This window comes from Streptomyces sp. 2323.1 (genome assembly GCF_900221035.1).
GTDB classification, from domain to species: domain Bacteria; phylum Actinomycetota; class Actinomycetes; order Streptomycetales; family Streptomycetaceae; genus Streptomyces; species Streptomyces sioyaensis.
The window spans coordinates 4,915,586-4,928,055 of the sequence record NZ_LT907981.1; the positions used below are offsets into that span (position 1 = coordinate 4,915,586).

Genomic DNA, 12,470 nt, shown 5'->3' on the forward strand with positions numbered 1-12,470 from the left:
ATGATCCCGCGCTGCACGCATCCTGCACGACGGCCCGGCGCGCGCATACCCCCGAGGCCGCGGTCCGCACCGGCCGGCATCCCGGCCGCCGGCATCCCGGCCCCGGGCGTCCAACCGCCGCCCTCCCGCCGCCCGATGGCCGGGATCCCACTGAATCGACCCCTCCGGGCTGGGGTTCACTGGGCCGATCGGTGTAGATTCGTGACCAGTGCCAGACGTCGCTGCTGATGGCGGTCGGGCGGTCCGCACCCGGACCGGCCGAGGGAGAGAGGGCCTCCGACGGACTGCGCTGCGGCCAGGGGGAGAGGTATGTGCGCTACCGCGTACGCTCGTATCTGCCCGCGCCGCAGACTGCCAGCCCATCCACCTCGACCCTCGAGGAGCAGCACGCATGACGACAGCAGCCACCGGCCAGGACTTCAAGGTCGCCGACCTGTCCCTCGCCGCTTTCGGCCGCAAGGAGATCACCCTCGCCGAGCATGAGATGCCCGGTCTGATGGCGATCCGCAAGGAATACGCCGCCGCCCAGCCGCTGGCGGGCGCCCGGATCACCGGTTCGCTGCACATGACCGTGCAGACCGCTGTGCTGATCGAGACCCTGGCCGCCCTGGGCGCCGAGGTCCGCTGGGCGTCCTGCAACATCTTCTCCACCCAGGACCACGCGGCCGCGGCGATCGCGGTCGGTCCGAACGGCACCCCGGACGCCCCGGCCGGTATCCCGGTCTTCGCCTGGAAGGGCGAGACGCTGGAGGAGTACTGGTGGTGCACGGAGCAGGCGCTGACCTGGCCCGACTCGCCCACCGGCGGCCCGAACATGATCCTCGACGACGGCGGCGACGCCACGCTGCTGGTGCACAAGGGCGTCGAGTACGAGAAGGCCGGCAAGGTCCCGTCCGTGGAGACCGCGGAGAGCGAGGAGCACCGCGCGATCCTGGAGCTGCTCACCCGCACGCTGGCCGAGTCGCCGCAGAAGTGGACGAACCTGGCCTCCGAGATCCGCGGTGTGACCGAGGAGACCACCACCGGCGTGCACCGTCTCTACGAGATGCACCGCGACGGTGACCTGCTCTTCCCGGCGATCAACGTGAACGACGCCGTGACGAAGTCGAAGTTCGACAACAAGTACGGCTGCCGCCACTCCCTGATCGACGGCATCAACCGTGCCACCGACGTCCTGATCGGCGGCAAGACGGCCGTGGTCTGCGGTTACGGCGATGTCGGCAAGGGCTGCGCGGAGTCCCTGCGCGGCCAGGGCGCCCGGGTGATCATCACCGAGATCGACCCGATCTGCGCGCTGCAGGCGGCGATGGACGGCTACCAGGTCACCACCCTGGAAGATGTGGTGGAGACCGCCGACATCTTCGTCACCACGACCGGCAACAAGGACATCATCCTGGCCTCGCACATGGCGCGGATGAAGCACCAGGCGATCGTCGGCAACATCGGCCACTTCGACAACGAGATCGACATGGCCGGCCTGGCGAAGATCCCCGGCATCGTCAAGGACGAGGTCAAGCCCCAGGTGCACACCTGGACGCACCCGGACGGCAAGGTGCTGATCGTGCTGTCCGAGGGCCGGCTGCTCAACCTGGGCAACGCCACCGGTCACCCCTCCTTCGTGATGTCCAACTCCTTCGCGGACCAGACGCTGGCCCAGATCGAGCTGTTCACCAAGCCGCAGGAGTACCCGACCGACGTCTACGTGCTGCCCAAGCACCTCGACGAGAAGGTCGCCCGTCTCCACCTCGACGCGCTGGGCGTCAAGCTCACCGAGCTGCGCCCGGAGCAGGCCGCCTACATCGGCGTCCAGGTCGAGGGCCCGTACAAGCCCGACCACTACCGCTACTGATCCAGTCGGCGATCACCGGCCGGTCGGCGCCGTCGACCAGCTGGTGCTCACCCACAGCAGCCGGTGACACCAGGCCCTCGCCCCTCATGGCGGGGGCCTGGCCCGTAAGGACCCCACACATACGCCCCGACGCACCGGCCCGTCGCCGCCCGAAGGACTGCACCCCTCATGCCACGCGGCCACTACTCTCTCCACGACCCGCACGATCACACCCCCCTGGGTGAAGAGCACTTCCACTGCGCCACCGGCCCCTCCGGCTGGCGCTACGTCTCCCAGATCGTCAGCCCCTCCGGCGACCACACCGGCTCCGTCGACCTCACCCTGGACGAACTCGGCCGCCCGCTCCGTCTCGAACTCCACGCCTCCGCCTGGCAGGTCCGCGGCGCAGCCCTGGAGGGCGTCACCTGGGTACGCACCGACCCGACCGGCGAACACGCCACGGAAGGCAACGTCCCCGCCCACGCCTTCACCGGCGCGTCCCCCGCCTTCCTCATCGCCACCGCCCGGCTGCTGCGCCCCGCCCTCGGCGCCGGCGCCGTCCGCACCCGCCTCGTCGCCTTCACACCCCCCGTCCTCGCCCCGCGCACTCTCGACCAGTCCTGGGCCCTGCTGAGAAGCACACCACACGCCACTGACAACGCCCCCCTCATCGCCGACGAATACCAGGTCAACGACCTGGAAACCGGCGAGCAGCACACCGTCCACATCACCGGCGACGTGGTCCTCTCCGCCCCCGGCATCGAACTCGAATCCCTCGAGTCGCCACCGTCGACCTTTCCCTGACCTGCCGGGGCACCGGCAAACGGCGCCGGGCGCCCGCCTTACACCGGCGGCGCAAACCCCGTACGCGACGCCCGCTCTCCTCCGCCGCCCGCACTGCCGTCATGGCCACCACCGCCAGGTTCCCGCCCCGGCACCCCCATGGGCCCGCCGCCCCGCCCCTGGCTCATCGGCCCCTCAGCAGCCGCAGACGCACCACCCGCCTCAGGAGCCCCCACCCCACCACCGGGCGGCGCCCAAGCACCGACCGACGCCGCCGCCTCCACGCCCCCCACAAATCCGACCCGCGGCGATGTGACGCTGTCCCACGGACCCACGACAGCTCCCTCGCCCCGCTCCACACGAACCGCCCCGGCCACTCCGGAGACCCCGGCCACGCCCGACGCCCCGAACGCCCGCTGCGACTCCCGTGCCTGCCGCTCCCCGACCACCGCCGCCAAATACGCCGCCGGATGCACCCCCACAGGCCCCGGCACCCCGGTGAACCCCAGCAGATCCTCCGCCAGCCGCCCGGCCATCGCCCCGCCCGCCTGCGGATCCAGCTGCCCCATCCGCGCCAGGTACTGCCGCACCGTCAACCACCACCCGTCGGGCACCCGCGACAGATCCAGCGCACCGAGCTCCGCCACCAGCCACGGAGGCGGGGGCGGCAGCGCCGTACCGGCCTGCGCCACCGGCATCCGCTCCCGTATGACCAGCGTCCCTGCGAACACATCCCCCAGCCGCCGCCCGCGCGCCGACACCAACGACGCGATGGCCGCCACCACCCCCATCGTCAGCACGATCTCGATGGCTCCCATGGCCCCGCGCACCAGCGCATGCCGGAACCGGATCGGCCCGCCGTCCTCCCGGACGACCCGCAGCCCGCAGATCGCCTTCCCCAGGGACCGGCCCTGGCTCAGCGTCTCGACGACGATCGGTATCCCGACCTGCACCAGCAGGAACGACGCCACGGATACCGCCGCCACCGCCGCACTGTCCATCGACGACGTCGCGCTCACCAGCATCAGCGAGATGCCGATATAGCTCACCCACGCCACAGCCACATCGACCGCCACCGCCAGCCCCCGGCTCGGCAGCCGGGCCGGCCGCAGCCCGAGCACCACCGCTTCACCCGTTACGAGCTCACTCACGCCGCGCCCCACTCCTTCTCGGTCCCCGAATTCCCGCCCACCCCACGCCGGGCACGGCCAGTCTGCCAAGCTGACCGGCACCTACCCACGGCGCTGCGAGGAGCGACACCAGATGGACCTCGATGTCTTCGTCACGTCCCATGGCGCCGACTGGGACCGCCTGGAAACACTGCTGCACCGCAAACGCAGCCTCACGGGAGCCGAGGCCGACGAACTCGTCGCCCTCTACCAGCGCACGACCACCCACCTCTCCCTCCTCCTTTCCAGCGCCCCCGACCCGGCGCTGACCAGCCGCCTCACCTCTCTTGTGGCGCGCGCCCGCAGTACGGTCACCGGCGCCCGCAAGGCCTCCTGGCGCGACACCGCCCGCTTCTTCACCACGGCGTTCCCGGCAGCGGTCTACCGCCTGCGCCACTGGTGGATCCCCACCGCGATCCTCTCCACCGCGGTCGCCGCCCTCCTGGGCTGGTGGATAGCCGCCCACCCGGAGGTCCAGGCGGCGATCGGCGCCCCGGATGACCTCCGCAGCATGACTCGCCCCGGCGGCGAATACGAGACGTACTACTCCAGCCACCCCGCGGCATCCTTCGCCGCCCAGGTATGGACGAACAACGCCCAGGCCGTCGCCATGTGCCTCGTCCTCGGCGCCTTCCTCGGCCTCCCGGTCCTGTGGATCCTTTTCGAGAACATGCTCAACCTGGGCGTCGGCATCGGCCTGATGTCCTCAGCGGGCCGCCTCGACACCTTCCTCGGCCTGATCCTCCCGCACGGCCTCCTCGAACTGACCGCCGTCTTCATCGCCGCCGGCATCGGCCTCCGCCTGGGCTGGACCCTCATCGATCCAGGCCCGCGCACCCGCCGTACGGCCCTGGCGGAGGAAGGCCGCTCCGCCCTCGGCGTCGCCATCGGACTCGCCGCGGTCCTCTTCATCTCCGGCGCACTCGAAGGCTTCGTCACCCCTTCCGGCCTGCCCACCTGGGCCCGCATCGGCATCGGCATCACCGCCGAGGCAGCCTTCCTCCTGTACGTCTACGTACTGGGCGGCCGCGCCGTACGTGCCGGAGCCACCGGCGACGTCGACCTTGCCGACCGCGAGGCCGTCCTCCCGACGGCCGCGTGATGTGCATCCAACCCCGCTGACCTGCTAATCTCCTCTTCGCCCCAGAACCCGTTGACACGGGCATCAGGGGGAGGTAGATTCGAACGGTTGCAACGAACTGGACAAGTTCATCCGCGACGGTTAGCATCTTCTCCGCTTCGGCCGGAACTTCAATTCGGCGAAGCGCAACCGACCACTTACCGGAAGCCCCGGTCGATGAATTCGACCGAATGCCTTCTGATAAAGTCGGAAAAGCCAAATGGCAAGCCCCCTCCGACGGGGACTCGGAAACAAATTCGGACCGGCAACGGCACGAGACGGATCTGATAGAGTCGGAAAGGCCGAAAAGCGAAAGCCAAACGGCCGAGCCCGCTCCAACAGGGCGCCGGACACGGAAACGGATCTGGTAAGGTTGGAAACGCGAAGAAGCCGAAAGGTAGAAACGCACCGGCGAAAATCGGGCCCGCAAGGATCTGATAGAGTCGGAAACGCAAGACCGAAGGGAAGCGCCCGGAGGGCCTGGTGAAACAGGCACAAAGGAAGCGTCCGTTCCTTGAGAACTCAACAGCGTGCCAAAAGTCAACGCCAGATATGTTGATACCCCGTCTACCGGAAACATCCGGTGACGAGGTTCCTTTGAAAGTCCATCCCGCCCATGTGGTGCGGATGGCACACACAGCGAGGACGCTGTGAACGACCGGACCTATTCCGTCTGGTCGTTCCACTCTTCTCGTGTGTGTTTCACCCGATTACGGGTAAACATTCACGGAGAGTTTGATCCTGGCTCAGGACGAACGCTGGCGGCGTGCTTAACACATGCAAGTCGAACGATGAAGCCCTTCGGGGTGGATTAGTGGCGAACGGGTGAGTAACACGTGGGCAATCTGCCCTTCACTCTGGGACAAGCCCTGGAAACGGGGTCTAATACCGGATACGACACACGACCGCATGGTCTGTGTGTGGAAAGCTCCGGCGGTGAAGGATGAGCCCGCGGCCTATCAGCTTGTTGGTGGGGTGATGGCCTACCAAGGCGACGACGGGTAGCCGGCCTGAGAGGGCGACCGGCCACACTGGGACTGAGACACGGCCCAGACTCCTACGGGAGGCAGCAGTGGGGAATATTGCACAATGGGCGAAAGCCTGATGCAGCGACGCCGCGTGAGGGATGACGGCCTTCGGGTTGTAAACCTCTTTCAGCAGGGAAGAAGCGAAAGTGACGGTACCTGCAGAAGAAGCGCCGGCTAACTACGTGCCAGCAGCCGCGGTAATACGTAGGGCGCAAGCGTTGTCCGGAATTATTGGGCGTAAAGAGCTCGTAGGCGGCTTGTCACGTCGGATGTGAAAGCCCGGGGCTTAACCCCGGGTCTGCATTCGATACGGGCAGGCTAGAGTTCGGTAGGGGAGATCGGAATTCCTGGTGTAGCGGTGAAATGCGCAGATATCAGGAGGAACACCGGTGGCGAAGGCGGATCTCTGGGCCGATACTGACGCTGAGGAGCGAAAGCGTGGGGAGCGAACAGGATTAGATACCCTGGTAGTCCACGCCGTAAACGTTGGGAACTAGGTGTGGGCGACATTCCACGTCGTCCGTGCCGCAGCTAACGCATTAAGTTCCCCGCCTGGGGAGTACGGCCGCAAGGCTAAAACTCAAAGGAATTGACGGGGGCCCGCACAAGCAGCGGAGCATGTGGCTTAATTCGACGCAACGCGAAGAACCTTACCAAGGCTTGACATACACCGGAAAACCCTGGAGACAGGGTCCCCCTTGTGGTCGGTGTACAGGTGGTGCATGGCTGTCGTCAGCTCGTGTCGTGAGATGTTGGGTTAAGTCCCGCAACGAGCGCAACCCTTGTTCTGTGTTGCCAGCATGCCCTTCGGGGTGATGGGGACTCACAGGAGACTGCCGGGGTCAACTCGGAGGAAGGTGGGGACGACGTCAAGTCATCATGCCCCTTATGTCTTGGGCTGCACACGTGCTACAATGGCCGGTACAATGAGCTGCGATACCGCGAGGTGGAGCGAATCTCAAAAAGCCGGTCTCAGTTCGGATTGGGGTCTGCAACTCGACCCCATGAAGTCGGAGTTGCTAGTAATCGCAGATCAGCATTGCTGCGGTGAATACGTTCCCGGGCCTTGTACACACCGCCCGTCACGTCACGAAAGTCGGTAACACCCGAAGCCGGTGGCCCAACCCCTTGTGGGAGGGAATCGTCGAAGGTGGGACTGGCGATTGGGACGAAGTCGTAACAAGGTAGCCGTACCGGAAGGTGCGGCTGGATCACCTCCTTTCTAAGGAGCACTTCTTACCAACCTCGGTTGGTCAGAGGCCAGTACATCAGCGAATGTCTGATGCTGGTTGCTCATGGGTGGAACGTTGACTATTCGGCGCACTTGATTGGTTGTCACTAGTACTGCTTCGGCGTGGAACGTGGTGATGGATCGGGTGGGCCGGGCACGTTGTTGGGTATCTGAGGGTGCGAGCGTTGCTCGCCCTTCGCGATGCCGGCCCCGGTAAAGATCCGCTTCGGTGGGTTGTGACGGGTGGCTGGTCGTTGCTTGAGAACTGCACAGTGGACGCGAGCATCTGTGGCCAAGTTTTTAAGGGCGCACGGTGGATGCCTTGGCACCAGGAACCGATGAAGGACGTGGGAGGCCACGATAGGCCCCGGGGAGCTGTCAACCAAGCTTTGATCCGGGGGTGTCCGAATGGGGAAACCCGGCAGTCGTCATGGGCTGTCACCCGCTGCTGAACACATAGGCAGTGTGGAGGGAACGCGGGGAAGTGAAACATCTCAGTACCCGCAGGAAGAGAAAACAACCGTGATTCCGGGAGTAGTGGCGAGCGAAACCGGATGAGGCCAAACCAGTCACGTGTGATACCCGGCAGGGGTTGCGTGGTTGGGGTTGTGGGATCTCTCTTCTGTTGTCTGCCGGCAACAGGACGAGTCAGAAACCGTTGATGTAGGCGAAGGACATGCGAAAGGTCCGGCGTAGAGGGTAAGACCCCCGTAGCTGAAACATTAGCGGCTCGTTTGAGAGACACCCAAGTAGCACGGGGCCCGAGAAATCCCGTGTGAATCTGGCGGGACCACCCGTTAAGCCTAAATATTCCCTGGTGACCGATAGCGGATAGTACCGTGAGGGAATGGTGAAAAGTACCGCGGGAGCGGAGTGAAATAGTACCTGAAACCGTGTGCCTACAAGCCGTGGGAGCGTCGCACAAGGAACTTGTTCCTTGTGTCGTGACTGCGTGCCTTTTGAAGAATGAGCCTGCGAGTTTGCGGTATGTTGCGAGGTTAACCCGTGTGGGGAAGCCGTAGCGAAAGCGAGTCCGAATAGGGCGTTGAGTAGCGTGCCCAAGACCCGAAGCGGAGTGATCTAGCCATGGGCAGGTTGAAGCGGAGGTAAGACTTCGTGGAGGACCGAACCCACCAGGGTTGAAAACCTGGGGGATGACCTGTGGTTAGGGGTGAAAGGCCAATCAAACTCCGTGATAGCTGGTTCTCCCCGAAATGCATTTAGGTGCAGCGTCGTGTGTTTCTTGCCGGAGGTAGAGCACTGGATAGGCGATGGGCCCTACCGGGTTACTGACCTTAGCCAAACTCCGAATGCCGGTAAGTGAGAGCGCGGCAGTGAGACTGTGGGGGATAAGCTCCATGGTCGAGAGGGAAACAGCCCAGAGCATCGACTAAGGCCCCTAAGCGTGTGCTAAGTGGGAAAGGATGTGGAGTCGCAGAGACAACCAGGAGGTTGGCTTAGAAGCAGCCACCCTTGAAAGAGTGCGTAATAGCTCACTGGTCAAGTGATTCCGCGCCGACAATGTAGCGGGGCTCAAGCACACCGCCGAAGTCGTGTCATTGCGATATTACCCCCAACGGGGATCGTGATGGGTAGGGGAGCGTCGTGTGCCGGGTGAAGCAGCCGTGGAAACGAGTTGTGGACGGTTCACGAGTGAGAATGCAGGCATGAGTAGCGATACACACGTGGGAAACGTGTGCGCCGATTGACTAAGGGTTCCTGGGTCAAGCTGATCTGCCCAGGGTAAGTCGGGACCTAAGGCGAGGCCGACAGGCGTAGTCGATGGACAACCGGTTGATATTCCGGTACCCGCTTTGAAACGCCCAGTATCGAATCCATTAATGCTAAGGCCGTGAAGCCGGCCTGGAGTCTTCGGACAAAGGGACGTGGTGGAGCCGCCGATCCAAGGTGGTAGTAGGTAAGCGATGGGGTGACGCAGGAAGGTAGTCCAGCCCGGGCGGTGGTTGTCCCGGGGTAAGGGTGTAGGGCGCTGTCCAGGTAAATCCGGACAGCATGAAGCCTGAGACCTGATGCCGAGCCGATTGTGGTGAAGTGGATGATCCTATGCTGTCGAGAAAAGCCTCTAGCGAGTTTCATGGCGGCCCGTACCCTAAACCGACTCAGGTGGTCAGGTAGAGAATACCGAGGCGTTCGGGTGAACTATGGTTAAGGAACTCGGCAAAATGCCCCCGTAACTTCGGGAGAAGGGGGGCCATTTCCGGTGATGAGACTTGCTCTCTGAGCTGGGGGTGGCCGCAGAGACCAGCGAGAAGCGACTGTTTACTAAAAACACAGGTCCGTGCGAAGCCGTAAGGCGATGTATACGGACTGACGCCTGCCCGGTGCTGGAACGTTAAGGGGACCGGTTAGTCGACCTTCGGGTCGGCGAAGCTGAGAACTTAAGCGCCAGTAAACGGCGGTGGTAACTATAACCATCCTAAGGTAGCGAAATTCCTTGTCGGGTAAGTTCCGACCTGCACGAATGGCGTAACGACTTCTCGACTGTCTCAACCATAGGCCCGGTGAAATTGCATTACGAGTAAAGATGCTCGTTTCGCGCAGCAGGACGGAAAGACCCCGGGACCTTTACTATAGCTTGATATTGGTGTTCGGTTCGGCTTGTGTAGGATAGGTGGGAGACTTTGAAGCGGCCACGCCAGTGGTTGTGGAGTCATTGTTGAAATACCACTCTGGTCGTGCTGGATGTCTAACCTGGGTCCGTGATCCGGATCAGGGACAGTGTCTGGTGGGTAGTTTAACTGGGGCGGTTGCCTCCTAAAGAGTAACGGAGGCGCCCAAAGGTTCCCTCAGCCTGGTTGGCAATCAGGTGTTGAGTGTAAGTGCACAAGGGAGCTTGACTGTGAGACTGACGGGTCGAGCAGGTACGAAAGTAGGGACTAGTGATCCGGCGGTGGCTTGTGGAAGCGCCGTCGCTCAACGGATAAAAGGTACCCCGGGGATAACAGGCTGATCTTCCCCAAGAGTCCATATCGACGGGATGGTTTGGCACCTCGATGTCGGCTCGTCGCATCCTGGGGCTGGAGTCGGTCCCAAGGGTTGGGCTGTTCGCCCATTAAAGCGGTACGCGAGCTGGGTTTAGAACGTCGTGAGACAGTTCGGTCCCTATCCGCTGTGCGCGTAGGAGTCTTGAGAAGGGCTGTCCCTAGTACGAGAGGACCGGGACGGACGAACCTCTGGTGTGCCAGTTGTCCTGCCAAGGGCATGGCTGGTTGGCTACGTTCGGAAAGGATAACCGCTGAAAGCATCTAAGCGGGAAGCCTGCTTCGAGATGAGGGCTCCCTCCCCCTTGAGGGGTTAAGGCTCCCAGTAGACGACTGGGTTGATAGGCCAGATATGGAAGCGCCGTAAGGTGTGGAGTTGACTGGTACTAATAGGCCGAGGGCTTGTCCTCAGTTGCTCGCGTCCACTGTGTAGGTTCTGAAGTAACGACCTGTGATTGCGCCGGGTTGTCATCTTCATAGTGTTTCGGTGGTCATAGCGTTAGGGAAACGCCCGGTTACATTCCGAACCCGGAAGCTAAGCCTTTCAGCGCCGATGGTACTGCAGGGGGGACCCTGTGGGAGAGTAGGACGCCGCCGAACAAATTGTGAAAAGCCCCGTGGGAACTTCGGTTCCCACGGGGCTTTTTTTGCATTTCAGGGTGCTTGCGTTGCGGGACGGATAGCGGGATGACGGGGTGAGGATCGACCGCTTCCTTTTGGCTGCTGTCGGCGTCGGCAGTCCCGGCCAGGAGCCAGCTCAAGGGCTTCCTTTGTAGTGCGAGACGCGGTCCTGGTGCTCCTGAGAATGGGGCCTGACGTTCTTCTGCTCGTAGCCGGCAGAGGTCAGGCCTTGGAGACGAGGGCGCACTGGGGATGGATGGGTGGGGCGCCCGTGCTCTTGCCTCAGCTGGCCCTACGACAGGGCACCGCCCTGTCGTAGGGGGCTTGCCCGCGTGAAGGCGCCGAGGCATGCGGTGGGGCGTGGGGGTGTTCAGAGGCGGCCGGTGGACTTCAGGGTGAGGTAGGCGTCGGCCAGGTCGGGGGCCAGGTGGGACGGGGTGGAGTCGATGACGGTGATGCCGTGGTGGCGGAGGCGGTCTGCGGTGTGGTGGCGGGCGGCGCGGGCCTGTTCGGCGGCTGCTGCTGCGTAGACGGCCTGGGGGGTGTGACGGCCGTCGGCCATGTCCTCGATGCGGGGGTCTGCTACGGCCGCGACGATGAGTTCATTGCGTTGGGTGAGGCCGGGGAGGACGGGCAGGAGGGCCTCCTCCACGGGGGCCGCGTCCAGGCCGGTGAAGAGCACGATGAGGGACCGGCGGGGGGTGTGGCGATGGATGGTGGCGGCCAGTCCGCGGGCGTCGGCCTCGACGAGTTCGGGTTCCAGAGGAGCCAGGGCATCGGTCAACGCTGGGAGGAGATCACGTGCTGTGCGGCCTTGTACGGAGGCGCGTACGCGGCGGTCGTAGGCGAGGAGGTCCACGCGGTCCCCGGCGCGGGCGGCCAGGGCACCGAGCAGCAGGGCGGCATCCATGGAAGCGTCGAGGCGGGGAATGTCACCGACACGGCCGGCCGAGGTGCGGCCGGTCTCCAGGACGAGCAGGATGCGGCGGTCGCGTTCGGGGCGCCAGGTGCGGACCGCGAGGTGCTGGCGGCGGGCGGTGGCGCGCCAGTCGATGGAGCGGGTGTCGTCGCCGTGGGTGTAGTCGCGGAGACTGTCGAACTCGGTGCCCTCACCGCGGGTCAGGATGCTGGTGCGTCCGTCGAGTTCGCGGAGCCGGGCGAGCTTGGCGGGGAGGTGCTTTCGGCTGGTGAAGGGCGGCAGGACACGCAGCGTCCACGGGACCCGGTGGCTCCCTTGCCGGGCAGCCAGGCCGAGCGGTCCGTAGGAGCGGACCGTGACGCGGACGGCGTGATGGTCGCCGCGGCGGGTGGGGTGGAGCGTGGTGGCCAGGCGGCGGCGTTCGGCGGCGGGGATGCGCACGGTGTGACGGGACGCGGGGATGTCCGAGCCGGGGCGGAAGGAGCTCGGGGGCCAGGCGTCACGGATCTGGGCGCGAAGGGTGCGGCGGCTCGGGTTGGTGAGGGTGAGGTGTGTGTGGGCCTCATCCGCGAGTCGAACGGTTGTGTCACCGGTTCGGGTGAAATGGAGCTTTCGCACTGGCGCGGCGAGCGCGAGATCGCACAAGATTGCTATCAGCAAGGCGAGTTGGACGGTGAGGATGCCGAGCCAGCTGGGCAGCACGAAGCCGACGAAGAGGGCTCCGCATGCGGAGACGAGGGCGGTGCGTCCGGTGAGGGCCACGGTGTCG

5 protein-coding genes and 3 rRNA genes are annotated in these 12,470 nt (G+C 64.5%); 6 read left to right on the plus strand and 2 right to left on the minus strand.

The genetic code is table 11. From position 1 onward, the window contains the following. Positions 1 to 391 precede the first annotated feature (391 nt). Positions 392 to 1,849 carry an adenosylhomocysteinase gene (gene ahcY, locus CPH93_RS21180; RefSeq protein WP_093483516.1) on the plus strand — a complete coding sequence of 486 codons (1,458 nt, stop codon included), beginning with the start codon at positions 392 to 394 and terminating at the stop codon, positions 1,847 to 1,849. A gap of 168 nt (positions 1,850 to 2,017) precedes the next feature. Next, positions 2,018 to 2,632 carry a hypothetical protein gene (locus CPH93_RS21185; protein ID WP_093483515.1) on the plus strand — a complete coding sequence of 205 codons (615 nt, stop codon included), beginning with the start codon at positions 2,018 to 2,020 and terminating at the stop codon, positions 2,630 to 2,632. Between the two features lie 38 nt (positions 2,633 to 2,670). On the opposite strand, the gene CPH93_RS21190 is transcribed toward CPH93_RS21185, so the two are convergent. Further along, positions 2,671 to 3,762 carry an RDD family protein gene (locus CPH93_RS21190; RefSeq protein ID WP_096213742.1) on the minus strand — a complete coding sequence of 364 codons (1,092 nt, stop codon included), beginning with the start codon at positions 3,760 to 3,762 and terminating at the stop codon, positions 2,671 to 2,673. Positions 3,763 to 3,874: 112 nt separating this feature from the next. Between CPH93_RS21190 and CPH93_RS21195 the strand changes: the two genes are divergently transcribed. The 4 genes from CPH93_RS21195 (at position 3,875) to rrf (ending at position 10,761) form a co-directional block, all read left to right on the plus strand. Next, positions 3,875 to 4,882, plus strand: a complete 1,008-nt coding sequence (locus CPH93_RS21195; RefSeq protein ID WP_093483513.1) for a stage II sporulation protein M — start codon at positions 3,875 to 3,877, stop codon at positions 4,880 to 4,882. Between the two features lie 741 nt (positions 4,883 to 5,623). Continuing rightward, a 16S ribosomal RNA gene (locus tag CPH93_RS21200) occupies positions 5,624 to 7,150 on the plus strand. Between the two features lie 299 nt (positions 7,151 to 7,449). Then, positions 7,450 to 10,571: ribosomal RNA gene (locus tag CPH93_RS21205) — 23S ribosomal RNA — on the plus strand. A 73-nt stretch (positions 10,572 to 10,644) separates the two neighbouring features. Continuing rightward, positions 10,645 to 10,761, plus strand: a 5S ribosomal RNA gene (rrf, locus tag CPH93_RS21210). Together the 16S, 23S and 5S rRNA genes form the textbook arrangement of a ribosomal RNA operon. Before the next feature lie 391 nt (positions 10,762 to 11,152). Here the strand turns inward: rrf and CPH93_RS21215 are convergent. After that, entirely contained in the window at positions 11,153 to 12,463 is a 1,311-nt protein-coding gene (locus CPH93_RS21215) for a DUF58 domain-containing protein (RefSeq protein ID WP_096213743.1), read from the minus strand. Between the last annotated feature and the right edge of the window lie 7 nt (positions 12,464 to 12,470).